Annotated in this window: 27 protein-coding genes and 1 pseudogene; 19 read left to right on the top strand and 9 right to left on the bottom strand. The window is 72.6% G+C overall.

Annotated features, from left to right (window positions below):
• The first annotated feature begins 300 nt into the window (after window positions 1-300).
• On the top strand, window positions 301-939 hold the full coding sequence (locus ABZ117_RS33150; protein WP_356826324.1) for a DedA family protein: 639 nt from the start codon (window positions 301-303) through the stop codon (window positions 937-939).
• A gap of 52 nt (window positions 940-991) precedes the next feature.
• Here ABZ117_RS33150 and ABZ117_RS33145 read toward each other — a convergent pair whose 3' ends face one another.
• Window positions 992-1,213: a hypothetical protein gene (locus tag ABZ117_RS33145; RefSeq protein WP_356826322.1), complete on the bottom strand. Its 222-nt coding sequence runs from the start codon at window positions 1,211-1,213 to the stop codon at window positions 992-994.
• Between the two features lie 332 nt (window positions 1,214-1,545).
• Between ABZ117_RS33145 and ABZ117_RS33140 the strand changes: the two genes are divergently transcribed.
• Together ABZ117_RS33140 and ABZ117_RS33135 are read left to right on the top strand one after the other, a co-directional pair.
• Complete coding sequence (locus ABZ117_RS33140; protein WP_356826320.1) at window positions 1,546-1,920, top strand: DUF779 domain-containing protein; 375 nt, start codon at window positions 1,546-1,548, stop codon at window positions 1,918-1,920.
• Between the two features lie 139 nt (window positions 1,921-2,059).
• Window positions 2,060-3,232: a phosphodiester glycosidase family protein gene (locus ABZ117_RS33135; protein ID WP_356826318.1), complete on the top strand. Its 1,173-nt coding sequence runs from the start codon at window positions 2,060-2,062 to the stop codon at window positions 3,230-3,232.
• 1 nt (window position 3,233) lies between these two features.
• On the opposite strand, the gene ABZ117_RS33130 is transcribed toward ABZ117_RS33135, so the two are convergent.
• The 6 genes and pseudogenes from ABZ117_RS33130 to ABZ117_RS33105 form a co-directional block, all read right to left on the bottom strand.
• On the bottom strand, window positions 3,234-3,428 hold the full coding sequence (locus ABZ117_RS33130; protein ID WP_121790007.1) for a hypothetical protein: 195 nt from the start codon (window positions 3,426-3,428) through the stop codon (window positions 3,234-3,236).
• Between the two features lie 129 nt (window positions 3,429-3,557).
• Window positions 3,558-3,913, bottom strand: a pseudogene (locus tag ABZ117_RS33125) (hypothetical protein); the annotation flags it as partial.
• A 350-nt stretch (window positions 3,914-4,263) separates the two neighbouring features.
• Window positions 4,264-5,346 (bottom strand): acyl-CoA dehydrogenase family protein, encoded by a 1,083-nt coding sequence (locus ABZ117_RS33120; RefSeq protein WP_356826316.1) that lies wholly within the window; start codon window positions 5,344-5,346, stop codon window positions 4,264-4,266.
• Window positions 5,343-6,524, bottom strand: coding sequence for an acyl-CoA dehydrogenase family protein (locus ABZ117_RS33115; protein WP_356826314.1), 1,182 nt, complete (start codon window positions 6,522-6,524; stop codon window positions 5,343-5,345). Before ABZ117_RS33115 ends, ABZ117_RS33120 begins: the two co-directional genes overlap by 4 nt.
• The gene (locus ABZ117_RS33110) at window positions 6,521-7,492 is read right to left on the bottom strand and encodes an NADPH:quinone oxidoreductase family protein (protein ID WP_356826312.1); all 972 of its coding nucleotides are present in this window, start codon (window positions 7,490-7,492) and stop codon (window positions 6,521-6,523) included. Before ABZ117_RS33110 ends, ABZ117_RS33115 begins: the two co-directional genes overlap by 4 nt.
• An 86-nt stretch (window positions 7,493-7,578) precedes the next feature.
• Complete coding sequence (locus tag ABZ117_RS33105) at window positions 7,579-8,151, bottom strand: XRE family transcriptional regulator (protein WP_356826311.1); 573 nt, start codon at window positions 8,149-8,151, stop codon at window positions 7,579-7,581.
• 153 nt (window positions 8,152-8,304) lie between these two features.
• Here ABZ117_RS33105 and ABZ117_RS33100 point away from each other — a divergent pair, with 153 nt between their 5' ends.
• The 7 genes from ABZ117_RS33100 (at window position 8,305) to ABZ117_RS33070 (ending at window position 15,171) form a co-directional block, all read left to right on the top strand.
• Entirely contained in the window at window positions 8,305-9,843 is a 1,539-nt protein-coding gene (locus ABZ117_RS33100; RefSeq protein WP_356826309.1) for an ATP-dependent DNA ligase, read from the top strand.
• Window positions 9,840-10,313 (top strand): NUDIX domain-containing protein, encoded by a 474-nt coding sequence (locus tag ABZ117_RS33095; protein ID WP_356826307.1) that lies wholly within the window; start codon window positions 9,840-9,842, stop codon window positions 10,311-10,313. Before ABZ117_RS33100 ends, ABZ117_RS33095 begins: the two co-directional genes overlap by 4 nt.
• Before the next feature lie 75 nt (window positions 10,314-10,388).
• A complete protein-coding gene (locus tag ABZ117_RS33090; protein ID WP_356826305.1) occupies window positions 10,389-11,774 on the top strand; it encodes an NADP-dependent succinic semialdehyde dehydrogenase in 1,386 nt (461 codons plus the stop codon).
• 26 nt (window positions 11,775-11,800) lie between these two features.
• Entirely contained in the window at window positions 11,801-12,034 is a 234-nt protein-coding gene (locus ABZ117_RS33085) for a DUF6213 family protein (protein WP_356826303.1), read from the top strand.
• A 332-nt stretch (window positions 12,035-12,366) separates the two neighbouring features.
• A complete protein-coding gene (locus tag ABZ117_RS33080; RefSeq protein ID WP_356826301.1) occupies window positions 12,367-13,431 on the top strand; it encodes a type III polyketide synthase in 1,065 nt (354 codons plus the stop codon).
• Window positions 13,428-14,642, top strand: coding sequence for a cytochrome P450 (locus ABZ117_RS33075; protein WP_356826299.1), 1,215 nt, complete (start codon window positions 13,428-13,430; stop codon window positions 14,640-14,642). Before ABZ117_RS33080 ends, ABZ117_RS33075 begins: the two co-directional genes overlap by 4 nt.
• Before the next feature lie 7 nt (window positions 14,643-14,649).
• Window positions 14,650-15,171, top strand: coding sequence for a cupin domain-containing protein (locus tag ABZ117_RS33070; RefSeq protein ID WP_356826297.1), 522 nt, complete (start codon window positions 14,650-14,652; stop codon window positions 15,169-15,171).
• 97 nt (window positions 15,172-15,268) lie between these two features.
• Here ABZ117_RS33070 and ABZ117_RS33065 read toward each other — a convergent pair whose 3' ends face one another.
• Window positions 15,269-16,501, bottom strand: a complete 1,233-nt coding sequence (locus tag ABZ117_RS33065; RefSeq protein ID WP_356826295.1) for an acyl-CoA dehydrogenase family protein — start codon at window positions 16,499-16,501, stop codon at window positions 15,269-15,271.
• A gap of 169 nt (window positions 16,502-16,670) precedes the next feature.
• Between ABZ117_RS33065 and ABZ117_RS33060 the strand changes: the two genes are divergently transcribed.
• A complete protein-coding gene (locus tag ABZ117_RS33060) occupies window positions 16,671-17,315 on the top strand; it encodes a TetR family transcriptional regulator (RefSeq protein WP_356826293.1) in 645 nt (214 codons plus the stop codon).
• A gap of 24 nt (window positions 17,316-17,339) precedes the next feature.
• Here ABZ117_RS33060 and def read toward each other — a convergent pair whose 3' ends face one another.
• Window positions 17,340-17,879 (bottom strand): peptide deformylase, encoded by a 540-nt coding sequence (gene def, locus ABZ117_RS33055; protein WP_356826291.1) that lies wholly within the window; start codon window positions 17,877-17,879, stop codon window positions 17,340-17,342.
• A 153-nt stretch (window positions 17,880-18,032) separates the two neighbouring features.
• Between def and ABZ117_RS33050 the strand changes: the two genes are divergently transcribed.
• The 8 genes from ABZ117_RS33050 (at window position 18,033) to rocD (ending at window position 25,321) form a co-directional block, all read left to right on the top strand.
• Window positions 18,033-19,271 carry a MurT ligase domain-containing protein gene (locus ABZ117_RS33050; protein WP_356826289.1) on the top strand — a complete coding sequence of 413 codons (1,239 nt, stop codon included), beginning with the start codon at window positions 18,033-18,035 and terminating at the stop codon, window positions 19,269-19,271.
• A gap of 21 nt (window positions 19,272-19,292) precedes the next feature.
• Window positions 19,293-20,021 (top strand): glutamine amidotransferase, encoded by a 729-nt coding sequence (locus ABZ117_RS33045; RefSeq protein WP_356826287.1) that lies wholly within the window; start codon window positions 19,293-19,295, stop codon window positions 20,019-20,021.
• A gap of 227 nt (window positions 20,022-20,248) precedes the next feature.
• The gene (locus ABZ117_RS33040; RefSeq protein WP_356826285.1) at window positions 20,249-21,274 is read left to right on the top strand and encodes a 6-phosphofructokinase; all 1,026 of its coding nucleotides are present in this window, start codon (window positions 20,249-20,251) and stop codon (window positions 21,272-21,274) included.
• Between the two features lie 110 nt (window positions 21,275-21,384).
• Window positions 21,385-22,335 (top strand): cytochrome c oxidase assembly protein, encoded by a 951-nt coding sequence (locus ABZ117_RS33035; RefSeq protein WP_356826283.1) that lies wholly within the window; start codon window positions 21,385-21,387, stop codon window positions 22,333-22,335.
• 104 nt (window positions 22,336-22,439) lie between these two features.
• Window positions 22,440-22,619 (top strand): hypothetical protein, encoded by a 180-nt coding sequence (locus ABZ117_RS33030; RefSeq protein WP_356826281.1) that lies wholly within the window; start codon window positions 22,440-22,442, stop codon window positions 22,617-22,619.
• Window positions 22,620-22,656: 37 nt separating this feature from the next.
• Window positions 22,657-23,142: an Lrp/AsnC family transcriptional regulator gene (locus tag ABZ117_RS33025; protein WP_356826279.1), complete on the top strand. Its 486-nt coding sequence runs from the start codon at window positions 22,657-22,659 to the stop codon at window positions 23,140-23,142.
• A 152-nt stretch (window positions 23,143-23,294) separates the two neighbouring features.
• Window positions 23,295-24,104 carry a dimethylargininase gene (gene ddaH, locus ABZ117_RS33020; RefSeq protein WP_356826277.1) on the top strand — a complete coding sequence of 270 codons (810 nt, stop codon included), beginning with the start codon at window positions 23,295-23,297 and terminating at the stop codon, window positions 24,102-24,104.
• Complete coding sequence (gene rocD, locus ABZ117_RS33015) at window positions 24,104-25,321, top strand: ornithine--oxo-acid transaminase (protein ID WP_356826275.1); 1,218 nt, start codon at window positions 24,104-24,106, stop codon at window positions 25,319-25,321. The genes ddaH and rocD overlap by 1 nt, the downstream gene beginning before the upstream one ends.
• Window positions 25,322-25,426 lie beyond the last annotated feature (105 nt).

Genomic DNA, 25,426 nt, shown 5'->3' with positions numbered 1-25,426 from the left:
GCGGGTGGTCTCGCGCGTCAGTCGCCCTGTCGGGGTCTCCCCCTCCCCGGGGCACGCGACACGGCCGTCCTCCACGCCTGTGCGGTCGGGCAACGGAGCGCGGAGGAACGTCCGTTGAGGACAGTTTCCCTGCCGATGTCCCTTCCGTCGAGGCGTTTGACACATTGTCCTGCTTTCGGATCTGTGTTCTATGCGACCGGCCGGGCGCGTCTGCGCCGGGCCGGCTGGCGCGCACGGCCGTGCCGGGCAGGCGATGCTGGTGGACGGAACAGGTCCCAGCGAGGCCAGGAGGCTCGGCCGGTGATCGCCGTCAACCCGACGAACAGCGCCTCGGTCCTGGCCGCCTTCGGCGCGCTGGGCGTCCTGGCGGTGGTCTTCGCCGAGTCCGGTCTGCTCGTCGTCGGCTTCTTCCTGCCCGGTGACACCCTGCTGTTCCCGGCCGGGGTGCTGTGCGCGGGCAGCGCCGAGCAGCCGGCGCGCCTGGAGCTGTGGCAGGTGCTGGTGTGCGCGGCGGTGGGGGCGGTGGCGGGCGGCCAGGTGGGATACCTCATCGGGCGGCACGGCGGGCGGGCGCTGCTGGCGCGCACTCATAGCCGGCGGGTGAAGGACGCGGCGGCGCGGGCGGAGGAGCTGCTGGCGCGCTACGGCCACGGCAAGGCGCTGGTGATCGGGCGGTTCGTGCCGGTGCTGCGTACGGTCGTGCACCCGGTGGCGGGCGCCCTGGGCGTGCCCGCGCGGACCTTCACCCTGTGGCAGACCGTGGGCGGCGTGCTGTGGTCGCAGACGCTGGTCCTCGCCGGCTACGTCCTCGGTGCGTCCGTGCCGCACATCGACGACTACCTGCTGCCGCTGGTCGCCCTGGTGGTGGCGCTGTCGCTGCTGCCGCTGCTCGCGCGGGCCCGCCGCGGACGGCGCGGGCGGCGCGGGCCCACAGACTGACGCGGTCCACAGGGCTGCCCCGAAGCCGCCGCCGGCCGGGTCCGGGCCGGTGTCAGTGAGGGCCGCGCGGCATGCGTTCCTTGCGGCGCTCGCGGTTCGGGCGGCGCGGGCGGTGGACCGTGTCCATCTCCCCCACCGCCGCCCGGACGTGCCCCGGACCGTCCGGTCCGTCGGTCCCGCCGCACCACCAGGAGGCACGTCCGGCCTCGTCGACGACGTGCATCCCGGGCTCGTGGAGGATGCACACGGGCAACGCCGGCCACCGCGACTCCATGACGGTGTCCTGGGCGGCCCCGGCGACGTCCAGCAGGGCTCCGGCGGCGGTCGACGACGGCTCCAGCCCCGTCCTTCACCGCCGGCCGCCCGGGGAGCCGCGTCACGCGGGGAGCCGGGTCGCCCAGGGAGCCGTGTCGCGCGGGGAGCCGTGTCGCACGGGCAGGCCGGGTCGTGCCCGGCGCCCGGTCGTCCGGGACCCGAACGGCTCGGTGGTCGACGCGCTGGGCCACCGCCGGTCCGGGCGCGCGGGCAAGGACGCCTTCTGGACGGTTCTCTGACGGGACGTGAGACTGGGCCGGGTACGACGCCCCAGCTGTCCAGGACGGTGACATGGAAGACGACGTCCCCCGCGTCGCGGCACCCCGCGTCGAACTGACCCCGCGGGCCGCGGAGCTGGTGCGCCGGCTGCGCGCCGAGCACGGTCCGCTGATGTTCCACCAGTCCGGCGGCTGCTGCGACGGCAGCGCCCCCATGTGCTATCCGGACGGCGAGTTCCGCACCGGCGGCTCGGACGTGCTGCTGGCGGAGCTGTCCGTGGAGGGCGTCGAGGAGCCGGTCACCTTCTGGATGTCGCGCAGTCAGTACGCGGTGTGGAGTCACACCCGGCTGATCGTGGACGTCGTACCGGGGCGGGGCAGCGGCTTCTCGCTGGAGGCACCCGAGGGGGTGCGTTTTCTCACCCGTTCTCGCGTAGTAGACGCCTAGTCGGCCCGCCGGCCGTCCGAGTCTGGTGCACTGCCCTGGCCAAGGGACAGTTGACGAGACATCAGGGGGCACGGTGACGAGGCGTCGCAGGCGTTCGGCAGCGGGCAGAGCGGTTCTCACGACGGTCACGGCGTTCGGCGTGCTGGCCGGTACGGCGTCGGCGGTGGCGGCCCCGGCGGTCGCGGCCCCGGTGGGCCGGCGGATCGCGCCGGGCGTGACCTACCGGCAGTTCGACATCGACGCCCGCGCGGGGAGGGCCCGCGCCCATCTGCTCACGGTCGACCTGGCCAACCCGCACGTCCGGGTCGACCTGCTGTATCCGGGGGTGGTGGCGGCCCGGGCCACCGTCTCCCGGCTGGCGGACTCGGCCGGGGCGGTCGCGGGCGTCAACGGTGACTTCTTCCACATCACCGAGACGCAGCATCCTGGCGTACAGGCCACCGGCGCGAGCGTCGGACCGGCCGTCGCGGCAGGGAAGGTGCTCAAGGCGGCGGTGCCCAAGGGCCAGCGGTTCGGTCCGGCGCTGCCCGCCGGGACGGGCACGCAGGACGTCTTCGGCGTGGGCACCGACCGGCGGGCCCGTCTGGACCGCCTCTCCCTGGCCGGCACCGTGAGCACACCGGACGGCCGGCTGGCCCTGAAGGGCCTCAACCAGTACGCGCTGCCGGTGAACTCGGTCGGTGCCTTCACCGCGAAGTGGGGCACCGCCTCGCGGGCGCGGGCCGTGTGCGGCACCGACACCCAGCGGTCGGCGCCGTGCAGCGAGGAGACCTACGAGGTGAAGGTGCGCGCCGGCCGGGTGGCCTCCGTCTCCGCAACCCCGGGCAGCGGGGCGATCCCCGCGGACACCACGGTCCTGGTGGGCCGGGAGGAGGGCGCGCGGCGGCTGCGCACGCTGTCGGTCGGGGACCCGGTGGACGTCACGCACCGCCTGGTGGCGGCCTCGTCCGGGGTGCCGTACACGTTCGCGATCGGCGGCTTCCCGGTGCTGCGCGGCGGCGCGCCGCTGTCCGGCCTGGACGACACCACCTCGGCGGTGCGCACGGCCGTGGGGTACAAGGGCGGCGGACAGCAGTTGCTGCTCCTGGCGCTGGACGGTGCCGCGGACCACCGCGGCGGCCTGACCGTCGCGGAGGAGGCGGACACCATGCGGTCGCTGGGCGCCTCCGCCGCCTTCAACCTCGACGGCGGCGGCTCGACGGAGCTGGTGACCCGCGCCGCGGGGGCCGGCGCCGTGTCGGTCCGCAACCACCCGAGCGGTGGCGCCGAGCGTCCGGTGCCGAACGGCATCGGCGTCTTCTCCACCGGGTGACTCAGGGCCGCAGGCTGCTCACCAGGTCGGCGGTCGCGGTGAGCCCGCTGTGGATGGTGGGCGCCATGCTGGTGCTGGCCAGGTAGAAGCCGAGCATCATGCAGACCAGGGCGTGGGACACCTTCAGCGCGCCGTTGCGCATGAAGATCACGGCCAGGATCAGGAGCAGCAGCACCACAGAGATGGAAATGGCCATCAGAACCTCCTCCGCCACGCCCCATGTGCGGCGTTCGGCCGCAAGTGTGGCGTAGCGGAGGGTCTGTCCGGGTCGCTGACGTGTCCGCCGTTCGTGTGGTGTCACCGGAGGGGCGGGCGTCGAGGAAGGCTCCAGGCCGGCGAGGTCGTCGGTGTGGAGCCGGTCGACGCCCGCGGCGAGCGGTTCCGTCCACAGCGCGTCCCGGGCGGGACCGGGCGGGTCGGGGGCGGCCCGGAAGCGGGACCTGCCGGCTCTGCGCGTGGGCGGCGCCGGTGATGCCGCGCGGCTTCTCCCGCTCGGCGTCCGGGAACGTGCCCTCGCCCGTCCAGGCGGAGTGCGGTGCCCAGTTGTCGCTGATCAGCGAGATGGGGCTGGCGGGGGCAGTGCCGGTGAGGTCGTCGAGCCGGCCGTCGTAGCAGGCGCGGCGTTGGGTCTGCGCCTCCAGGGGTGCGGGCGGCACGGTCGCCGGAGGTGACGGCGGTGACGTGGCCGTGCCTGTACGACGCCCTCGACCACCGCTTCGCCAGCGTGGAGGCCGGCATCTTCCCTTCGGCGACCAGTTCCTCGTCGGCCACGGCCGCAGGTGGGCGTGGGCGTGCCGGAGCGGGCGCGGGCGGTGCTGGTGCGCACCGGCCGAGGCGGGACGCGCGGGCAGGGCGAACGTGCCCGTGAGGGCGGCGCCGAGGGTGGTGAGGGCCATGTGCCGCCTCCCTGGGACACCGGATGGGGCCGAAGGGAGTATGCGGTCGGCATCTCACCAACAGGCCCCACTGATCAGGGAGTTCACCCACTTCTCACGTGTCCCGCCGGGAACTGCGCGCCCCGCGTGGGCCGGTCAGGGCCCCTGGAGATCGACCAGTTCCGCGAGCGCCGAGCGGTGCGCGCCCGCGGTGCCGTAGGCGAGGGAGTCGGCCTTGGCCCGCTTCAGGTGCAGGTGGGCCGGGTGTTCCCAGGTCATGCCGATGCCGCCGTGGAGTTGCACCGCTTCCTCGGTGGCGCGGACGGCGACGGGGGCGGCGTAGGCCTGGGCGACGGCCACCGTCACGTCGGTGTCCTCGCCGGTGGCGAGGGCGTCGGCCGCGGCGCGGGCGGCGGCCCGGAGGTGGACGACCTCCAGCCACAGCTGGGCGAGCCGGTGCTTGAGCGCCTGGAACCCGCCGACCGGCCGGTTGAACTGCTTGCGCTCCTTGAGGTAGCGGACCGTCTCGGTCAGCGCCCAGTCGGCCACACCGAGCTGCTCCGAGGCGAGCAGTCCGGCGGCGGCGCGCAGGGCCCGGCGCACGGCGGGTCCGGCGTCGCCGACCCGGCGGCCGGCCGCGCCGGCCAGGGTGACGGTGGCGAGCGGGCGGGTGAGGTCCAGGGCGACCTGCGGGGTGACCGTGACGGCGTCGGCGGTCACGGCGTACAGGCCGCCGTCGTCGGCCGGGACGAGCAGCACGTCGGCGACGGCCGCGTCCGCGATGCCGGTCAGTTCGCCGTGCAGGGTGCCGTTCTCGGCGCGTACGGTCGCGAAGGCGGCGTCCGGGGCCAGGTGCAGTCCGACCGCGAGGGCGCCGATGGTCCGCCCGGAGGCCAGCCGGCCGAGCAGTTCCTCGTCGGCGCAGGCGAGCAGGGCCTCGGTGGCCACGACGGCGCTCGTGAGGTACGGCACGGGGGCGACCGCCCGCCCCAGCTCCTCCAGCACGACCGCGGCCTCACGGGCGGAGGCGCCCTGGCCGCCCTGCGCCTCGGGCACCAGCAGGCCGGCCAGGCCCATGCCGTCGGCGAGCAGCTTCCACAGGGCGAGGTCGTGCGGGGCGTCCGACTCGGTGCGGGTGATCACGTCGGCCGGGGCGCAGTGGTCCGTGAGGAGGTCGCGGACGGCGGCACGCAGCGCCTCTTCCTCCTCGGAGTAGAGGAGATCCGGCTGTGTACTCATCGGGCCAGGTCCTTCCAGGCGACGTCCTTGTCGGTGCGCGGCTCGGCGGGCAGGCCCAGGACGCGCTCGGCGACGATGTTCAGCAGGACCTCGCTGGTCCCGCCCTCGATGCTGTTGCCCTTGGAACGCAGGTAGCGGTATCCGGCGTCCCGGCCGGTGAAGTCGACGAGTTCGGGGCGGCGCATGGTCCAGTCGTCGTACAACAGGCCCTCTTCGCCGCGGAGTTCGACTTCGAGGCCGCTGATCTCCTGGTTGAGGCGGGCGAAGGCCAGCTTCATGCCGGAGCCCTCGTAGCCGGGCTGGCCGGCGACGAGCTGCTGGCGCAGGCGTTCGCCGGTGAACCGGGTGACCTCGGCCTCGACCCACAGCCGCAGCAGCCGCTGGTGCAGGTCGTGGGTGCGCAGTGCCGGGCGTTCGCGCCAGGTCCGGGCGACGGGGCCGATCATGCCGCCCTCGCGGGGCACGGCCATCCCGCCGATGGAGACGCGCTCGTTCATGAGGGTGGTCTGCGCGACCCGCCAGCCGTCACCGGCCCTGCCGAGGCGGCGGGTGTCGGGGATGCGGACGTCGGTGAGGAAGACCTCGTTGAACTCGGCCTCGCCGGTGATCTGGCGCAGGGGCCGGACCTCGACGCCCGGGTCGGTCATGTCGCAGACGAAGTAGGTGATGCCCTGGTGCTTGGGCACGTCCGGGTCGGTGCGGGCGATGAGGATGGCCCAGCGGGCCACGTGCGCGCTCGACGTCCACACCTTCTGCCCGTTGACGATCCACTCGTCGCCCTCGCGCACCGCCCGGGTGCCGAGCGCGGCCAGGTCGGAACCGGCGCCGGGTTCGCTGAACAGCTGGCACCAGACCTCCTCCCCGGTCCACAGGGGCCGCAGGTAGCGCCGCTTCTGTTCCTCGGTGCCGTACTCGAGGATCGTCGGCGCGGCCATGCCCAGGCCGATGCCGATGCGCCGGGGGTCGTTGTCGGGGGCGCCGGCGGCCTCCAGCTCGGCGTTGACGACGCCCTGGAGGGAGCGCGGGGCGCCGAGCCCGCCGAGGCCCTCGGGGTAGTGCACCCAGGCCAGGCCGGCGTCGAACCGGGCCCGGAGGAAGTCCAGGCGGTCGGTGGTCGCGGGCGGATACTGGTCCAGCAACCGCTGTGTGCGGCGCCGCAGTTCCTCGGTGTCGGTCATGCGGCGGCTCCCTTCTCCAGGACGACGGCCACCCGGCCGGTGGTCACTCCGTCGGCGACCCGCTGCACGGCGTGCGCCGCCTCGGTGAGCGGCACGCGCTCGCTCACCAGCGGTTTGATCGCGCCGCGGGCTGCCAGCTCGGTCAGCTCCTCGTGGCAGCGCCGGACCAGCTCGGGGTTCTTGGTGTTGTACAGGCCCCAGTGCAGGCCGAGGATGGCGTAGTTCTTCACCAGGGCGTGGTTGAGGGCCGGGCTCGGGATGGTGCCGCTGGCGAAGCCGACGACGACGATCCGGCCCTCGAAGGCGGCCAGCTTCGCGGACTGCGTGTAGGCCGCGCCGCCGACCGGATCGTAGATCACGTCGGCGCCCCGGCCGCCGGTCGCCTCCTTGACGGCGGCGACGACATCCTCGGCACGCCGGTCGACCACCACGTCGCAGCCCAGCCCGCGGGCGACGGCGGCCTTGTCCGCGCCGCCCACGACACCGATCACGGTGGCGCCGGCGGCCTTGCCGAGCTGTACGGCGGCGCTGCCCACACCGCCGGCGGCGGCGTGCACCAGCAGGGTCTCCCCCGCCTCCAGGCGGGCGCGGCGGTGGAGGCCGAACCAGCCCGTCTGGTAGCCGATGTGCAGCGCGGCGGCCTCGGCGTCGTCCAGGGAGTCGGGCGCGGGGAGCAGGGCGCGGGCGTCGGCGAGGGCGTACTCGGCGAAACCGCCGTGGGGCAGCACGGGGTTGGCGAGCACGCGCCGGCCGTCCTCGGTCTCGCCGCAGATCTCCACGCCCGGGGTGAAGGGCAGCGGCGGGCGCACCTGGTACTGGCCCCGGCACAGCAGCGCGTCCGGGAAGTTGATGTTGGCGGCGCGCACCCGCAGCAGCACCTGGCCGTCGGCCGGCGTGGGCGGCTCCACGTCGGCGAGGCGCATCACCTCGCCGGGCTCGCCGTTCTCGTGCACTTGCCATGCCTGCATGCGGGGCCTCCACGGGACTGCTTCGTCTGACCGGGTCCGACCGCATACTAAGCGGTCGCTTGCCGATCAGGGAACAGTCGGGTGCGTCACGTACGGGCCGGCCGCGCCCGGACGTGCATCCGCTCGCCCTGCGGCCCGAAGAGGCTGAGGAACTCCACGGGCCCCTCCCCCGTCGACCCGAACCAGTGCGGCACCCGCGTGTCGAACTCCGCCGCCTCCCCCGCCGCCAGCACCACGTCGTGCTCGCCGAGCACCAGCCGCAACCGCCCGGACAGCACGTACAGCCACTCGTAGCCCTCGTGGGTGCGCGGCTCCGGCGCCTGACTGCGCTCGGGTTCGCGCACCTTGTAGGCATGGAGACCGCCGGGCTGGCGGGTCAGCGGCCAGAACGTGCGGCCGTTGCGCTGGACGGGCTTGGCCCGCACCCGGGGGTCGCCGGCCGGCGGGGCGCCGACCAGCTCGTCCAGCGGGACCTGGTGGGCCTCGGCGATGGGCAGCAGCAGCTCCAGGCTGGGCCTGCGCAGGCCGGACTCCAGCCGGGAGAGGGTGCTGACGGAGATGCCGGTGGCGTCGGACAGCGCCGCCAGGGTCAGCTCCCGCTCCTTGCGGATACGCCGCAGCCGCGGGCCCACCTCGGCGAGGACGTCGTCGGTACTCATCCCCGTATTGCAGGTTCGGCAAGGGCGTTTGTCAATACGGCACGGTGGTCATCGGGCGGCCGGCGGGACGGTGATCAAGCGACTTCCGCTCCTCGCCGTACCCGGTGCGGCCGTCCGGGTGTGGGGCGCGCACCCGCGGTGCACCATGACTGCATGCTGCTGACCCGGTTGGCCGAGGTGTCCCGGGACGTCGCCGCGACGGCGGCCCGGTCCCGCAAGACCGCGCTGCTCGCGGAGCTGTTCCGCGACGCGGAGGCGGACGACGTGCCGATCGTCATCCCCTACCTGGCCGGACGCCTGCCGCAGGGCCGGCTCGGGGTCGGCTGGAAGGTGCTGAGCCGCCCGGTCCCGCCGGCGGCCGAGCCCACGCTCACCGTCCGGGAGGTCGACGCCCGGCTCACCGAGCTGGGCAAGGTCTCCGGGCCCGGCTCCCAGGCGGAGCGGGCCCGGCTCGTCGGCGAGCTGATGGGCGCGGCCACGGAGGCGGAACAGCGTTTCCTGCTCGGCCTGCTCACCGGCGAGGTCCGGCAGGGCGCGCTGGACGCGGTCGCGGTGGAGGGGCTGGCCCGCGCGACCGGCGCGGACCCGGCGGACGTACGGCGGGCCGTGATGCTCGCGGGTTCGCTCCAGGCGGTGGCCCGGGCACTGCTCGGCGAGGGCCCCCGGGCGCTGGAGGCGTTCCGGCTCACCGTCGGCCGCCCGGTGCTGCCCATGCTGGCGCACAGCGCCTCCTCGGTCGCGGAGGCGGTGGAGAAGCTGGGCACCTGCGCGGTGGAGGAGAAGCTGGACGGCATCCGGGTCCAGGTCCACCGGGACGGCGGCACGGTACGGATCCACACCCGCACCCTGGACGACATCACCGGCCGGCTGCCCGAAGTGGTCGCCGCCACGCTGGAGTTGCGGGGCGAGCGGTTCATCCTGGACGGCGAGGTGATCTCCTTCGACGCCGGCGGACGGCCCCGCTCCTTCCAGGAGACGGCGGGCCGCGTGGGTTCACGCACGGACGTGGCGCGGGCCGCCGAGGGGACCCCGGTCTCCCCCGTCTTCTTCGACGCCCTCTCGGTCGACGGCCGCGACCTGCTCGACCTGCCCTTCGCCGAACGGCACGCGGAGCTGGCCCGGCTGGTGCCCGAACCCATGCGGGTGCGCCGGACGATCGCCTCGGGCCCGCCGGACATCCCGGAGGCGGAACGGTTCCTCGCCGACACCCTGGCCCGCGGCCACGAGGGCGTGGTCGTGAAGGCACTGGACGCGCCGTACAGCGCGGGCCGGCGCGGTGCCTCCTGGCTCAAGGTCAAGCCCGTCCACACGCTGGATCTGGTGGTCCTGGCCGCCGAGTGGGGCCACGGCCGCCGCACCGGCAGGCTCTCCAACCTCCACCTGGGCGCCCGCAACCCGGACGGCACCTTCACGATGCTCGGCAAGACCTTCAAGGGCATGACCGACGCGATGCTCGCCTGGCAGACGGAACGGCTCCGGGAGCTGGCCGTCGAGGACCGGGGCTGGGTGATCCGGGTCCGCCCCGAACTCGTCGTGGAGATCGCCTACGACGGCCTCCAGCGCTCCTCCCGCTACCCGGCCGGTGTGACCCTCCGCTTCGCCCGCGTGGTCCGCTACCGGGAGGACAAGCGTCCGGAGGAGGCCGATACCGTGCAGGCCCTGCTGGCGGCCCACCCGGAGGTCACACCGTGACGGCGCGTGCGACGAAGCGCAGTGCCGGACTGCTGGTGTTCCGGCACACCGAGGACGGGCTGGAGGTGTTGCTCGGCCATATGGGCGGCCCGCTCTGGGCGAAGAAGGACGTGGGCGCGTGGACCGTGCCCAAGGGCGAGTACGAGCCGGACGAACCGGCCTGGGAGGCGGCCCGGCGGGAGTTCCGGGAGGAGCTGGGGATCGCGCCGCCCGACGGCGAGGCCGTAGCGCTGGGTGAGGTCGTGCAGCGCAACGGGAAGATCGTCACCGCGTGGGCGGTGGAGGGGGACCTCGACCCGGGGGCGATCGTCCCCGGCACCTTCACCATGGAGTGGCCGCCGAGGTCCGGCCGCAGGCAGGAGTTCCCGGAGCTGGACCGGGTGGCGTGGTTCGGTCCCGGCCGGGCCCGTGCGGTGATCGTCGCGGCCCAGGCCGCGTTTCTCGACCGGCTGGCGGAGCACTCGGGCTGAACAGGCGACCACGCGTTGCGGTCGGCCCTGCCGCGCGCGAAGGTCGGAAGAAGCCCGCTCCCAGGGAGGTCGGCCATGCCCATCGCGACGGTGAACCCGGCGAACGGCGAGACGCTCAAGACGTACGAACCCATGGGCGAGGAGGAGCTGGAACGCCGGCTCCAGCTCGCCGAGGCCACGTTCCGCACCTACCGCACGACCACGTTCGCCGAGCGTGCCCGGCTGCTGACCAGGGCCGCCGACCTGCTGAACGAGGACCGGCAGGAGATCGGCCGGGTGATGACCACCGAGATGGGCAAACCGGTGGGGCAGGCGCGGGCGGAGGCCGCGAAGTGCGCCAAGGCCATGCGCTGGTACGCGGAGCGCGCCGAGGGACTGCTCGCCGACGAGGAGCCGCCCGAGCAGGACGTGCGGGACTCCGGCGCCTCGCGGGTCCGGGTGCGCTACCGCCCGCTCGGCCCGGTCCTCGCCGTGATGCCCTGGAACTTCCCGCTCTGGCAGGTGATCCGGTTCGCCGCGCCCGCTCTGATGGCCGGCAACGTGGGCCTGCTCAAGCACGCCTCCAACGTGCCTCAGACGGCCCTGTACCTGGAGGACCTGTTCCACCGGGCGGGCTTCCCGGAGGGCTGCTTCCAGACGCTGCTGATCGGCTCCGCGGCGGTGGACGACATCCTGCGCGACGAGCGAGTGAAGGCCGCCACCCTGACCGGCAGCGAGCCGGCGGGCCGGGCGGTCGCCTCCACCGCCGGGGAGATGATCAAGAAGACGGTGCTGGAGCTGGGCGGCAGCGGCCCCTTCGTCGTCATGCCCTCCGCCGACCTGGACCGCGCGGCCGAGGTCGCGGTGACCGCGCGCGTGCAGAACAACGGACAGTCCTGCATCGCCGCCAAGCGGTTCATCGTGCACACCGACGTCTACGACGCCTTCGCGGAGAAGTTCGCCGCCGGCATGCGGGCGTTGCGGGTCGGCGACCCGCTGGAGGAGGACACCGAGGTGGGTCCGCTCGCCAGCGAGCGGGGGCGGACCGATCTGGAGGAGCTGGTCGAGGACGCGCGGCGGGGCGGCGCCGAGGTGCTGTGCGGCGGGCAGCGGCCCGACGGCCCGGGCTGGTACTACCCGCCGACCGTGCTCGCCGGCATCACCCGCGAGATGCGCGTCCACCGCGAGGAGACGTTCGGACCGGTTGCCACGCTGTACCGGGCCGGCGACCTGGACGAGGCGGTCCTCATCGCCAACGACTCGATGTTCGGCCTGAGTTCCAACGTGTGGACGCGGGACGAGAGCGAGGTCGACCGGTTCGCGCGGGACCTGGAGGCCGGTGCCGTGTACGTCAACGGGATGACCGCCTCCCATCCGGCGTTCCCGTTCGGCGGGGTCAAGCGGTCGGGGTACGGGCGTGAGCTGTCCGGGCACGGAATCCGGGAGTTCTGCAACATCACCACGGTTTGGCAGGGTGCGTGAGCGCCACGCGGCTAACATCCCGTTCTGTGAACCGCGAAGTGACCCTGCCTCTGATCGTCGACGACCGCGGTACCTTGCAGGTGGCGGCGGCCGACGTGAGTAAGTTGTTGCGGACCGTGGGCGCGCGGTGGCTGCACCTCGTCGACGACGGGGAGCAGCGGCTGGACGAGGACACGGTCGCCGCTCTGACCATCGAGCTCGCGAAGCTGGCGGACCGGATCGACGTGGCCTGTATCGCGCACAGCAGCGGGGCGCCGTAGGGCCGCCCGCGCGTCGCCGGACGCGGGGGCGTGAGCCGTTCCCGCGCCCACCGCGGCCCCCGGCCGCCCCGCACCGCCCCGCACCGCCCTCCGGCCGCCCTCCGGCCGCCCTCCGGCCGCCCTGCCCGGTCGTCATAACGGCCGGCCCGGTGTTTTCCCTCGTCCGGCGGCGGAATTCCCCCTGGTCGCCGTATCCGGTGTCCCCGGTTCGGAGTAGTCCAACGAGAGATCGTGGGCCTCCCGGGTGACGGTGGGTGGAGCACCCACAGAGGTGAACCACCTACGGACCGGTGGGCGAAGGCCCGCCGGCACGCGGAAAGCAGGGACGGTTCATGGCGACTTTGTGCAGACCCTCGGTATCGGTCCCGGAGTACGTGATCACGATGGAGGAGACGCTGGAGCTGGCGCGCTCCCGCCACGAGGACCACCCTCAACTTCCCCTCGCGCTGCGGCTGATCGCGAACACGGGCGTGAAGACCCGGCACCTCGTGCAGCCCATCGAGGAGACCCTCAAGCACCCGGGCTTCGAGGACCGCAACAAGCTCTACGAGGCCGAGGCCAAGGCCCGGGTCCCCGCGGTGATCCAGCGCGCGCTCGACGACGCCGAGCTGCTCACCAGCGACATCGACGTGATCATCTACGTCTCGTGCACGGGCTTCATGATGCCCTCGCTGACGGCGTGGCTGATCAACGAGATGGACTTCGACAGCACCACCCGGCAGCTCCCCATCGCCCAGCTGGGCTGCGCCGCCGGCGGTGCGGCGATCAACCGGGCGCACGACTTCTGCTCGGCCTACCCGAACGCCAACGCGCTGATCGTGGCCTGCGAGTTCTGCTCGCTGTGCTACCAGCCGACCGACCTCGGCATCGGCTCGCTGCTCTCCAACGGCCTGTTCGGTGACGGCATCGCCGCCGCCGTGGTGCGCGGACAGGGCGGCACGGGCGTCCGGCTGGAGCGCAACGGCTCGTACCTGATCCCGAAGACGGAGGACTGGATCGCGTACGACGTCCGAGCCACCGGGTTCCACTTCCTGCTGGACAAGCGGGTCCCCACGACCATGGAACCGCTCGCCCCGGCGCTGAAGGACCTGGCGGGCCTGCACGGCTGGGACGCCTCCGACCTGGACTTCTACATCATCCACGCGGGCGGTCCCCGAATACTCGACGACCTCAGCAAGTTCCTGAAGGTCGAGCCGCACGCGTTCCGGTTCAGCCGGGCCACGCTCACCGATTACGGCAACATCGCCAGCGCCGTCGTCCTGGACGCGCTGCGCCGGCTGTTCGACGAGGGCGGCGCCGAGGACGGGGCGCGCGGACTGCTCGCCGGGTTCGGCCCCGGCATCACCGCCGAGATGACGGTGGGCCGCTGGGCCACCTCGAACGGGGACGGGCGATGACCGAGGAGACCCTCACCGGGCTCCTGCCCCCGGTCCGGCACTGGCCGGCGCTCGACCTGAGCGGGACGGACTTCGACCCGGTGCTGGCCGAGCTGATGCGGGAGGGCCCGGTCACCCGCGTCCGACTGCCCAACGGCGAGGGCTGGGCGTGGCTGGTCACCCGGTACGACGACGTGCGCGCGGTGGCCAACGACCCCCGCTTCAGCCGGGAGGCGGTGATGGACAAGCCCGTCACCCGGCTCGCCCCGCACTTCATCCCCGACCGGGGCGCGGTCGGCTTCCTCGACCCGCCCGACCACACCCGGCTGCGCCGCTCGGTCGCCGCCGCCTTCACGGCGAAGGGCGTGGAGCGGCTGCGGGACAAGGCGCGCGGCATGCTGGACGAGTTGGTGGACCGGCTGCTCCAGGACGGTCCGCCCGCCGATCTCACCAGCGCGGTGCTCAGCCCGTTCCCCATCGCGGTGATCTGCGAGCTGATGGGCGTGCCGCCCGGTGACCGGGACGAGATGCACAACTGGACCCAGCTGATCCTGTCCTCCGCGCACGGCAAGGAGGTCAGCGAGAAGGCGAAGCGCGAGATGAGCGCCTGTTTCTCGGACCTGATCGGCGGGCGCGGGAACAGCACGGGCGAGGACGTCACCTCGCTCCTCGGTGCCGCCGTGGGCCGGGGCGAGGTGACACCGGAGGAGGCCGTCGGCCTCGCCGTCCTGCTCCAGATCGGCGGCGAGGCGGTCACCAACAACAGCGGGCAGCTGTTCTACCTGCTGCTGACCCGCCCCGACCTCGTGGAGCGGCTGCGCGCGGAGCCGGAGATCCGCCCCCGGGCGATCGACGAACTCCTGCGCTACATCCCGCACCGCAACGCGGTCGGCCTGTCCCGGATCGCCCTGGAGGATGTGGAGGTCCACGGCGTCCGCATCCGCGCCGGCGACGCGGTCTACGTCTCCTACCTGGCCGCCAACCGAGACCCGGAGGTCTTCCCCGAACCGGAGACCGTCGACTTCGCCCGCAGTCCCAACCCGCATGTGTCGTTCGGTTTCGGCCCGCACTACTGCCCCGGCGGCATGCTGGCCCGGCTGGAGGAGGAACTGCTGATGGACGCGCTGCTGGACCGGGTACCGGACCTGAGACTGGCCGTGCCGCCGGACCGGGTGCCGTTCCGCAAGGGTGCGCTGATCCGGGGCCCCGAGGCCCTGCCGGTGACCTGGTGACCGGCCCATGACGGAGACGGAGGGACTGTACGTGCCGCCGGGCCACGGCCGCGTCGTGGAGACGCCGGCCCAGCGGGTGACGTTCAAGGTCACCGGAACCCACTCGCGGATGGCCTCCACCTTCGAGGTGGAGGTCCCGCCGGGCTTCGACGTAGGCGCCCATGTGCACACCCGCAGCGAGGAGCTGTTCTACGTCCTGGAGGGTGAACTGGACGTCCTCGCCTTCGAGCCCCGCGTCCGCACCCCCGACAACTGGCGGAAGTGGGAGTCGGGTTCGGGCAGCACAGTGGTGCGGGCGACGCCGGGCACGGTCGTCGTCGTACCGCCCGGCTGCCCGCACGCGTTCGCGAACCCGACGGACAGGCCCGCGAAGATGTTCTTCCAGGCGAGTCCGCCGCCGGATCACGAGCGCTACTTCGAGGAGCTGCTGGAGATCCTCGGCAACGGCGGCCCGCCGGACCAGGAGGCCATCGAGGCGTTGCGGGCCAAGTACGACATCGAGCAGCTCACCCCGCTGAGACACCGGTGAGCGTCCCCGCAGGCGAGGACTCCCTGGTCCGGCCTGATCCGAACGGACGACCCCAGGCCGTGCCGTCGGACTCCCGCCTGCTCCACGACGACACGACCTAGCGGATCGGCATCCCGGCCAGCGTCCGCGCGATGACGAGCCGCTGGATCTCGCTCGTCCCCTCGAAGATCGTGTAAATGGCCGCGTCCCGGTGCATCCGCTCCACCGGGTACTCGCGGGTGTACCCGTTGCCGCCGAGGATCTGGATGGCCTGCCCGGTGACCGTCTTCGCGGTCTCGCTGGCGAACAGCTTGGACATCGATCCCTCGGCCGCCGTGAACGGCTTGCCGTTGACCGCCATCCACGAGGCCCGCCACACCAGCAGCCGCGCCGCGTCGATCTGCGTCCGCATGTCCGCGAGCTGGAAGGCCACGCCCTGGTTGTCGATGATGGGCCGCCCGAACTGCTCACGCGTCCTGGCGTAGTCGAGGGCGACCTCGTACGCGGCCCGGGCGGTGCCGACCGCCATCGCGCCGACGGCCGGCCGCGAGGCCTCGAAGGTGGCCATCGCCGCGTTCTTCACCCTCTCCCCACCGCCGGCGGCCTTCGCCCGCTCCCGGGCCCGGGCGAGCCGCTCGTCCAGCTTCTGCTTGCCGCCGAGCAGGCAGGAGCCGGGGACGCGGACGTCGTCGAGGATGACCTCGGCGGTGTGCGAGGCGCGGATGCCGTGCTTCTTGAACTTCTGGCCCTGCGCGAGGCCCGGCGTGCCCGGCGGGACGATGAAGGACGCGTGGCCCTTGGAGCCCAGCTCCGGGTCGACGACGGCGACGACGACGTGGACGTTGGCGATGCCGCCGTTGGTCGCCCAGGTCTTCGTGCCGTTGATCACCCACTCGTCCTTGGCCTCGTCGTACACGGCCCGCGTGCGCATCGAGGCGACGTCGGAGCCGGCGTCGGGCTCGGAGGAGCAGAACGCGGCGACCTTGACGTCACTGGCGTCGCCGTACATCTGCGGGATCCAGGTGCCGATCTGTTCCTCGGTTCCGTTGGCGAGGACGCCCACGGCGGCCAGGCCCGTGCCCACAATGGACAGGGCGATGCCCGCGTCGCCCCAGAACAGCTCCTCCATCGCCATCGGGATGCCTAGACCGGTGGGGTCGAAGTACTGCTGCGCGTAGAAATCGAGGGAGTAGATGCCGACCTTCGCCGCCTCCTGGATGACCGGCCAGGGGGTCTCCTCGCGCTCGTCCCACTCGGCGGCGGCGGGCCGGATCACGTCCGCGGCGAAGCCATGGAGCCAGTCCCGGACTTCCCTCTGTTCGTCGTTCAGCTCCATGGTGAACTCGGCCATGTCCCCTCCAGCGGCGGCAGTGCGATGTTACTAGCGGTAACGCGAGTCTGTTACTGACCGGTAGGAAAAGTCAACCGGTGCGGGTCCCCGGCATCCCGTTCGATGTCAGGGGCCCGGTCAGTGTTAGTTTGCGCTGGCGTCACCGAATCAGCACGGGTGGGGAGAGCACATGGACACCACGCAGCGGACCGATCAGCAGCGGTCCGCCGACCGTCGACGGCGCGAGCTGCTGGAGGCCGCCGACCGGGTGGTGCTGCGCGACGGCCCGCAGGCGTCGATGAACGCCATCGCGGCGGAGGCCGGCATCACCAAGCCCATCCTCTACCGGCACTTCGGCGACAAGGGCGGACTGTACGCCGCTCTCGCCAAGCGGCACACCGACGCGCTGCTCGACTCGCTGCGGGCCGCGCTGGACGCCCCGGCGGACCGGCGGGAGCGGGTGGAGTCCACGCTGGACACCTACCTCGCCGCCATCGAGGCCCGGCCCCAGGTGTACCGGTTCCTGATGCACCCCGCGGAGGGCAGCACCGGGCACGACCAGGGGTTCGACGTGGGCAAGCACTCCGCCCCGCTGCTGCGGCGCATGGGCGAGGAACTGGCCCGGGTCATCGAGGAGCGGGTGGACCTCGGGCCGGAGAGCCAGCGGCTGGCCCGGGTGTGGGGGCACGGCATCGTCGGGATGATGCACGCGGCCGGCGACTGGTGGCTGGGCGAACGACCCTGCACCCGGGCCGAGTTGGTGCGCTCCCTGGCCGACCTGCTGTGGGGGCGGCTCGCGGCGGCCGGGGACCGGCTGGGCGGTCCCGGGTTCTGACCGCCCCCTCCCGCGCGACTCACCTCACCGGTGCCACGAGGCACGGGCGATCCGGCGCAGCAGCCTGCGCCTGCGCAGGCCCGTGAGGTGGTCGGCGTACACGCGCCCGTCCAGGTGGTCGCACTCGTGCTGGAGGCACCGGGCGAAGAAGCCCGTGCCGTGGACCGTGACCGGCTCCCCGGTCACGGTGAACCCCTCGACCACCGCGTGGTCGTACCGTTCCGTGCCCGCCTCCAGCCCCGGCAGGGACAGACAGCCCTCCGGGCCGCGGAGCACCAGGCCGTCCGCCTCCACCAGGCGCGGATTGACGACGTGACCGAGGTGACGGACGTCCTCGTCGTCGGGACAGTCGTACACGAACACCCGCAGACCGACCCCGATCTGGTTCGCGGCCAGGCCCACCCCGCGCGCCGCGTACATCGTGGCGAAGAGGTCCTCCACCAGAGCGGCCAGGCCGGCGCCGAAGTCGGTGACGTCCCGGCACGGCTCGCGCAGTGCCGCGTCGCCGAGCAGGGTGAGTGGCCGGACGCGCCCGTGGACGCCCGGAATGGAACCGTGTCGCATGGCGGCAAGGGTACGGTTCGTTCAGCTCATGCCCCGCCGCGGAAGGCGTGGACCGGGATTCGGGTGTACGAACGGATCTCGATAGGCTGACGTTCACACCACGTTGCCGGATGGCCACAGGCGCGGCGCGTACGCAAGGAGGATCGAGAACTGATGGCAGGCACCTCGGACCCGCTCTCGCCGCGGGCCAAGCTGGCCGTGACCGCGGGAAAGGCGGTCGCTGCGGCATCGCGAGCAGCGGGACGCGGCAGCGGGTCGGTGATCGGCGGCAAGGTCGCGCTGAAACTCGACCCCGACCTGCTCGGGCGGCTCGCCCAGAACCTGGACGTCGTCCTGGTGTCCGCCACCAACGGCAAGACGACGACCACCCGGCTCATCGCGGAGGCGCTGGGCGCCGCGGGCCCGGTCGTGTCGAACGCCCTGGGGGCCAACATGCCGGCCGGCATCACGTCGGCGCTGGCGGGCGGTTCGGACGCGAAGTTCGGCGTCATCGAGGTCGACGAGAAGTACCTGGCCGGGGTGGCCCGGGACACCAGCCCCAAGTGCATCGCGCTGCTGAACCTCTCGCGCGACCAGCTGGACCGCGCCGCCGAGACCCGGATGCTCGCCGAGAACTGGCGGGAGGGCCTGGCCGGTTCCAAGGCGGTCATCGTCGCCAACTGCGACGACCCGCTGGTGGTGTGGGCCGCGTCCTCCTCCCCGAATGTGATCTGGGTCGCAGCCGGGCAGATGTGGAAGGACGACGCCTGGTCCTGCCCGTCGTGCGGTGGCGTCATGCAGCGCCCGGGCGACGACTGGTTCTGCGGCGAGTGCGGCTTCCGGCGGCCCACGCCGTCCTGGGCGCTCTCCGGGGACCACGTGCTGGACCCGCACGGCTCCGCCTGGCCGATCCACCTCCAGCTGCCGGGCCGCGCCAACAAGGCGAACGCGGCCAGCTCCGCGGCCGTCGCCGCCGTGTTCGGCGTGCCCCCGCAGGTCGCCCTGGAGCGGATGTACCAGGTGCAGGCGGTGGCCGGGCGGTACGACGTCGTCCGGTTCCAGGAGCGTGAACTGCGGCTGCTGCTGGCCAAGAACCCGGCCGGCTGGCTGGAGACGTTCTCCCTGATCGACCCGCCGCCCACCCCGGTGATCCTGTCCGTGAACGCGCGCGGCGCCGACGGCACCGACACCTCCTGGCTGTGGGACGTCGACTACACGCGGCTGACCGGCCACCCGATCTTCGTGATCGGCGACCGGAAGCTGGACCTCGCCGTCCGCCTGGAGGTCGCGGGCCAGCACTTCCAGGTCTGCGAGAACCTCGACCAGGCCGTGCAGATGTGCCCGCCGGGCCGGATCGAGGTCATCGCGAACTACACCGCGTTCCAGGACCTGCGCCGCCGCGTCGGCAACTGATCATCGAAGGGCGATCACCTCATGAGCGACAACCAACTGCGGCTGGTGTGGATCTACCCGGACCTGCTGAGCACCTACGGCGACCAGGGCAACGCGCTCGTCGTGGAGCGCCGGGCCCGGCAGCGCGGCCTGGACGTGGCGCGCCTCGACGTGCGCAGCGACCAGCCGATCCCCACCTCCGGTGACATCTACCTGATCGGCGGCGGTGAGGACCGTCCGCAACGGCTCGCCGCCGAGCGGCTGCGCCGCGACGGCCATCTCCAGCGGGCGGTGGAGAACGGCGCGATCGTCTTCTCCGTCTGCGCGGGCTACCAGATCCTCGGCCACGAGTTCATCAACGACCTCGGCCAGCGCGAGCCGGGCCTCGGCCTGCTCGACGTGGTGTCCGTGCGCGGCGAGGGCGAGCGGTGCGTCGGTGACGTGCTCGGCGACATCGACCCGCAGCTGGGGCTGCCCCCGCTGACGGGCTTCGAGAACCACCAGGGCGTCACCCACCTCGGCCCCACCGCCCGCGCCTTCGCCCGGACGCGGATCGGCAAGGGCAACGGCACCGGGGACGGCACGGAGGGCGCGTACAACGGGACGGTCTTCGGCACGTACATGCACGGCCCGGTGCTCGCCCGCAACCCGCAGATCGCCGACCTGCTGCTGAAGCTGGCGCTGGACGTCAACGCGCTGCCGCCGATCGACGACCGCTGGTACGAGGCCCTGCGCGACGAGCGCATCGCGGCGGCGCAGCAGCCCGCGTGACCACTGCGGCGCGGCAGCCCGCGTAACCCGGTGTTCAGCGGGATGTCAGCGGGGTGGGGCAGGCTCGTGGAGGGCCCGCCTGACGGCCTGTCCGCTCACATGTGCGGGCGAGTCCAGCAGGCGGACGCCCGCTACGGAGCCACCCCCTCACGCCGGTAGGGTGACCGGGAATCCGCCGGACAACGTGGTCCGGTTTCCCGGCCCACGTTGAGAAGGTATTTCGGGCTATGCGCATTGGTGTCCTCACGTCCGGCGGCGACTGCCCCGGCCTGAACGCCGTCATCCGGTCCGTCGTGCACCGCGCCGTCGCCGACCACGGCGACGAGGTCATCGGCTTCCGGGACGGCTGGAAGGGTCTCCTGGAATGCGACTACATGAAGCTCGACCTGGACGCCGTGGGCGGCATCCTGGCGCGCGGCGGCACCATCCTCGGCTCCTCCCGGGTCCGTCCGGAGCATCTGCGGGACGGGGTGGAGCGGGCCCGGGGCCATGTCGCGGAACTCGGCCTGGACGCGATCATCCCCATCGGCGGTGAGGGCACGCTGAAGGCGGCCCGGCTGCTGTCGGACAACGGGCTGCCCATCGTGGGCGTGCCCAAGACCATCGACAACGACATCGCCGTCACGGACGTCACCTTCGGGTTCGACACGGCGGTGGGTGTCGCCACCGAGGCGCTGGACCGGCTGAAGACCACCGCCGAGTCCCACCAGCGGGTCCTGATCGTGGAGGTCATGGGCCGGCACACCGGCTGGATAGCGCTGCACTCGGGCATGGCGGCCGGCGCCCACGCCATCGTCGTACCCGAGCGGCCCTTCGACATCGACGAGTTGACGCGGAAGGTCGGCGAGCGGTTCGAGGCGGGCAAGCGGTTCGCGATCGTCGTCGCCGCGGAGGGCGCCAAGCCCCGCCCGGGCTCCATGGAGTTCGACGAGGGCGGCAAGGACGTCTACGGCCACGAGCGCTTCGCGGGGATCGCCCGGCAGCTGTCGGTCGAGCTGGAGCAGCGGCTCGGCAAGGAGGCCCGGCCGGTCATCCTCGGGCATGTGCAGCGGGGCGGCACGCCGACGGCGTACGACCGGGTGCTGGCGACGCGGTTCGGCTGGCACGCGGTGGAGGCCGTGCACCGGGGCGAGTTCGGCAGGATGACGGCGCTGCGCGGGACCGACATCGTGATGGTGTCGCTGGCGGAGGCCGTGGAGACGCTGAAGACGGTGCCGCCGGCGCGGTACGTCGAGGCGGAGTGCGTCCTGTAGCGCGGTGGCCCGGAGCCTGACATGCCGCCCCCGGTCACGGTCGTGACCGGGGGCGGTTCTACTCTTGGGGCGGACAACTCGCACAACCCCCACGAATCAGGAGCCGGCGGATGGATCACAGCGGGCACGGCATGACCATGGATCTGCCGCCGTTCACGCTGGGACGAGGGCTCGGATGGTCGGCGGACCCCTTCTTCCTCGTCGCCTGTCTGGCCGGGCTGGCCCTGTACGGCTGGGGTGTCGTGCGGCTGCGGCGGCGCGGGGACGCCTGGCCGGTCTCGCGGACCGTGTCCTACGTCGTCGGTGTGCTCACCGTCGTGCTGGTGATGTGCACCAGGCTGAACGACTACGGCATGGTCATGTTCAGCGTGCACATGGTGCAGCACATGGTGATCAGCATGCTGTCGCCGATCCTCGTCCTGCTGGGCGCCCCGGTGACACTGGCGCTGCGCGCGCTGCCGGCCGCCGGCCGGGGCCGCACAGGCCCGCGCGAGCTGCTGCTGATGCTGCTGCACAGCCGGTACATGCGGATCATCACGCATCCGGCGTTCACGATCCCGCTGTTCATCGCGAGCCTGTACGCCCTGTACTTCTCCCCGCTGTTCGACTTCCTGATGGGCTCCAGGACCGGGCACATCGCGATGATGGTGCACTTCCTCGCGGTCGGGGTGGTGTTCTTCTGGCCGATCATCGGTGTCGACCCGGGCCCGCACCGGCCGGGTCATCTGATGCGGATGCTGGAGCTGTTCGCGGGCATGCCGTTCCACGCGTTCTTCGGCATCGCGCTGATGATGGCGTCGACGCCGATGGTGGACACCTTCCGGCACCCGTCGGCCTCGCTCGCCGTCGACGCGCTGTCCGATCAGAGCGCGGCGGGCGGCATCGCGTGGGCGTTCAGCGAGATCCCGTCGGTGCTGGTGCTGATAGCGCTGCTGTTCCAGTGGTACCGCTCCGAGCAGCGGCAGGCCAGGCGCACGGACCGGGCCGCCGACCGGGACGGCGACAAGGAGCTGGCGGCGTACAACGCCTATCTGGCCTCACTCAACGCCCGCGAGGGCTGATCCGCCCGCTCCCGGCTCCGTCGCCCCCGGCGGAGGCGGGGTATCCCCTCCGGGCGGGAATCGGGGCACCATGGTCGTGGACGGACCATGAGGAGGGTGTCGCGATGCGCGGATCCACGAACGGTTCCATGAACGGTTCCACCAGGACGATGGGGGTGCTCACGGTCGGCGGGCTCGTCGTCGTGACCGCCTACACGGTCGCCCTCGGCAGCAACGGCTGGCTCTGGTTCGGCTGGGTGGTGCTGGGGCTGCTGACCATCGCCATGGTCGTCACCCGGTCGTGAGCCCGTCCCCGGCGCTCCCGTTCACTACAGTGCCCGCATGAACAGCAGGACGCCCTCCTTCGACGAGCTGGACCGCCGGATCATCACCGCGCTGATGGGCAACGCCCGGACCAGCTTCGCCGAGATCGGCGCGGTGATCGGGCTCTCCGCCACGGCGGTCAAGCGACGCGTGGACCGGCTGCGCGAGACCGGGGTGATCACCGGATTCACGGCGACGGTGCGGCCCTCGGCGCTGGGCTGGCGCACGGAGGCGTACGTCGAGGTCTACTGCGAGGGCGCCGCCCCGCCCCGGCGTCTGGCGGAGGTCGTCCGCAACCATCCGGAGATAGCGGCGGCCATGACGGTCACCGGCGGCGCCGACGCGCTGCTGCACGTGCGCGCCCGGGACGTGGAGCACTTCGAGGAGGTGCTGGAACGGATCCGCGCCGAGCCGTTCATCCGGAAGACGATCAGCGTGATGGTGCTGTCCCACCTGCTCCCGGAGAGCCCGGAGGCGGGCGCCACCCACGCGGCACCCGAGTGAGCGTGCGACGCGCAGCATCGGTGCGCCGCCGCGGGAGACAACGCAGCATTCCTGCGCGTACGCGCAGCTCATGTCGCTTGTCGTCCGTCTCCCTCTCTTCCTACCGTGGTGGCACCCCCCAGTGACACACAGGAGAGCGGAGGAAACCCTCTGTGTCCGACGTGCGTGTGCAGCGCTCCCGGCGGTTCCTGGTCTGCGAACCCAGGCACTTCACCGTCCAGTACGCGATCAACCCCTGGATGTCTCCCGACCGGCCCGTCGACGTGGATCTCGCCCGGGAGCAGTGGCAGGCGCTGATCCACGCCTACCGCACCCACGGGCACACGATCGACGCCGTCCCGCCGGTCCCGGGCCTGCCCGACATGGTGTTCGCGGCGAACGCGGCGTTCGTCGTCGGCGGCCGGGTCTTCGGCTCCCTCTTCCACGCCCCGGAGCGGCGCCCTGAATCGGTGCACTACGACACCTGGTTCAAGACGGCGGGATACGACGTGCACCGGCCCGCATCCGTGGCCGAGGGCGAGGGCGACCTGGTGTGGACCGGCCGGTACGTGCTCGCCGGCACCGGGTTCCGCACCACGCGGGAGGCGCACCGGGAGGTGCAGGAGTTCCTCGGCCACCCGGTGATCGGCCTGACCCTGGTGGACCCGTACTTCTACCACCTGGACACGGCGCTGTTCGTCCTGGACGACGACAACATCTGCTACTACCCGCAGGCGTTCTCGCCGGGCAGCCGGGAGGTCCTGCGGCGGCTGTACCCGGACGCGGTGCTCGCCACCCGCGAGGACGCGATGGCGTTCGGGCTGAACTCCGTCTCCGACGGCCGCCACGTCTTCATCGCACCCCGGGCCGAGGCGCTGGCCGAGCGCCTGTCCGGCCACGGTTACGTCCCCGTCCCCGTCGACCTGTCGGAGTTCCACAAGGCCGGCGGAGGCATCAAGTGCTGCACCCAGGAGATCCGCTGATGACCGCACCCGCGCGCACCCGCACGTCCGACGACCTGATCCGCGCCGAGGAGCCGGTTCTCGCGCACAACTACCACCCGCTGCCCGTGGTCGTGGCCCGCGCCGAGGGCAGCTGGGTGGAGGACGTGGAGGGCAACCGCTACCTCGACATGCTGGCCGGCTACTCGGCCCTCAACTTCGGCCACCGGCATCCGGCGCTGATCGAGGCCGCCCACCGCCAGCTCGACCGGCTCACCCTCACCTCCCGTGCCTTCCACAACGACCGGCTGGCCGGGTTCGCCGAGCGGCTCGCCGAGCTGACCGGCCTGGACATGGTGCTGCCGATGAACACCGGCGCGGAGGCGGTGGAGAGCGGCGTGAAGGTGGCGCGCAAGTGGGCGTACGACGTGAAGGGGGTCCCGGACGGGCAGGCGACGATCGTGGTCGCCGCGGACAACTTCCACGGCCGGACGACGACGATCGTCAGCTTCTCCACCGACGAGACGGCCCGCGCGGGCTTCGGTCCCTTCACGCCCGGCTTCCGGATCGTGCCGTACAACGACCTGGCCGCGCTGGAGGCGGCCGTCGACGACACCACGGCGGCGGTGCTGATCGAGCCCATTCAGGGGGAGGCGGGTGTCGTCATCCCGGACGACGGCTACCTCACCGGGGTGCGCGAGCTGACCCGCCGCAAAGGCTGCCTGTTCATCGCCGACGAGATCCAGTCCGGCCTCGGCCGCACGGGCCGCACCTTCGCCGTCGAGCACGAGGACGTCGTCCCGGACGTGCTGCTGCTCGGCAAGGCGCTGGGCGGCGGCATCGTGCCGGTGTCGGCGGTCGTGGCCCGGCGCGAGGTGCTGAGTGTGCTGCACCCGGGTGAGCACGGCTCGACGTTCGGCGGCAACCCGCTCGCGGCGGCGGTCGGCACGGCCGTGGTCGAGCTGCTGGAGACCGGCGAGTTCCAGCGCCGGGCGGCCGAGCTGGGCGTCGTCCTGCGGGACGGGCTGACCGGGCTGGTCGGCAACGGTGTGGCCGGGTTCCGGGCGCGCGGGCTGTGGGCGGGCGTGGACATCGACCCGGCCCTCGGCACCGGCCGCGAGATCAGCGCGCGCCTCATGCGCGAGGGAATCCTGGTCAAGGACACCCACGGCGCCACGATCCGGCTGGCGCCGCCACTGACGATCACGGCGGAGGAGCTGCGCGGCGCGCTGGCCGCCCTGGCGAAGGTGCTGGCCTGAGGGACGGGCGGGCGGGCGCCGGTATTTCGAAGGAGATGTCGTTGGCGTCGAGCGAGATGACGGCCGTGTTGCCGTAGACGAAGGAGTAGACGCCCGGCAGGTTCT

This window comes from Streptomyces sp. NPDC006309 (assembly GCF_040613095.1).
In the GTDB taxonomy this organism is placed as follows: domain Bacteria; phylum Actinomycetota; class Actinomycetes; order Streptomycetales; family Streptomycetaceae; genus Streptomyces.
Note: the sequence above shows the minus strand (reverse complement) of the source record. Positions and strands in the feature narration are given on the sequence as shown.

What these genes read in the sequence shown, in the direction of transcription:
- ABZ117_RS33145 (WP_356826322.1), bottom strand. Translation starts at nt 1,213, where the DNA reads ATGGAGTCGCGGTGGCCGGCGTTGCCCGTGTGCATCCTCCACGAGCCC.
- ABZ117_RS33140 (WP_356826320.1), top strand. Translation starts at nt 1,546, where the DNA reads ATGGAAGACGACGTCCCCCGCGTCGCGGCACCCCGCGTCGAACTGACC.
- ABZ117_RS33130 (WP_121790007.1), bottom strand. Translation starts at nt 3,428, where the DNA reads ATGGCCATTTCCATCTCTGTGGTGCTGCTGCTCCTGATCCTGGCCGTG.
- ABZ117_RS33120 (WP_356826316.1), bottom strand. Translation starts at nt 5,346, where the DNA reads ATGAGTACACAGCCGGATCTCCTCTACTCCGAGGAGGAAGAGGCGCTG.
- ABZ117_RS33115 (WP_356826314.1), bottom strand. Translation starts at nt 6,524, where the DNA reads ATGACCGACACCGAGGAACTGCGGCGCCGCACACAGCGGTTGCTGGAC.
- ABZ117_RS33110 (WP_356826312.1), bottom strand. Translation starts at nt 7,492, where the DNA reads ATGCAGGCATGGCAAGTGCACGAGAACGGCGAGCCCGGCGAGGTGATG.
- ABZ117_RS33105 (WP_356826311.1), bottom strand. Translation starts at nt 8,151, where the DNA reads ATGAGTACCGACGACGTCCTCGCCGAGGTGGGCCCGCGGCTGCGGCGT.
- ABZ117_RS33100 (WP_356826309.1), top strand. Translation starts at nt 8,305, where the DNA reads ATGCTGCTGACCCGGTTGGCCGAGGTGTCCCGGGACGTCGCCGCGACG.
- ABZ117_RS33090 (WP_356826305.1), top strand. Translation starts at nt 10,389, where the DNA reads ATGCCCATCGCGACGGTGAACCCGGCGAACGGCGAGACGCTCAAGACG.
- ABZ117_RS33080 (WP_356826301.1), top strand. Translation starts at nt 12,367, where the DNA reads ATGGCGACTTTGTGCAGACCCTCGGTATCGGTCCCGGAGTACGTGATC.
- ABZ117_RS33075 (WP_356826299.1), top strand. Translation starts at nt 13,428, where the DNA reads ATGACCGAGGAGACCCTCACCGGGCTCCTGCCCCCGGTCCGGCACTGG.
- ABZ117_RS33070 (WP_356826297.1), top strand. Translation starts at nt 14,650, where the DNA reads ATGACGGAGACGGAGGGACTGTACGTGCCGCCGGGCCACGGCCGCGTC.
- ABZ117_RS33065 (WP_356826295.1), bottom strand. Translation starts at nt 16,501, where the DNA reads ATGGCCGAGTTCACCATGGAGCTGAACGACGAACAGAGGGAAGTCCGG.
- ABZ117_RS33060 (WP_356826293.1), top strand. Translation starts at nt 16,671, where the DNA reads ATGGACACCACGCAGCGGACCGATCAGCAGCGGTCCGCCGACCGTCGA.
- def (WP_356826291.1), bottom strand. Translation starts at nt 17,879, where the DNA reads ATGCGACACGGTTCCATTCCGGGCGTCCACGGGCGCGTCCGGCCACTC.
- ABZ117_RS33050 (WP_356826289.1), top strand. Translation starts at nt 18,033, where the DNA reads ATGGCAGGCACCTCGGACCCGCTCTCGCCGCGGGCCAAGCTGGCCGTG.
- ABZ117_RS33045 (WP_356826287.1), top strand. Translation starts at nt 19,293, where the DNA reads ATGAGCGACAACCAACTGCGGCTGGTGTGGATCTACCCGGACCTGCTG.
- ABZ117_RS33040 (WP_356826285.1), top strand. Translation starts at nt 20,249, where the DNA reads ATGCGCATTGGTGTCCTCACGTCCGGCGGCGACTGCCCCGGCCTGAAC.
- ABZ117_RS33035 (WP_356826283.1), top strand. Translation starts at nt 21,385, where the DNA reads ATGGATCACAGCGGGCACGGCATGACCATGGATCTGCCGCCGTTCACG.
- ABZ117_RS33030 (WP_356826281.1), top strand. Translation starts at nt 22,440, where the DNA reads ATGCGCGGATCCACGAACGGTTCCATGAACGGTTCCACCAGGACGATG.
- ABZ117_RS33025 (WP_356826279.1), top strand. Translation starts at nt 22,657, where the DNA reads ATGAACAGCAGGACGCCCTCCTTCGACGAGCTGGACCGCCGGATCATC.
- rocD (WP_356826275.1), top strand. Translation starts at nt 24,104, where the DNA reads ATGACCGCACCCGCGCGCACCCGCACGTCCGACGACCTGATCCGCGCC.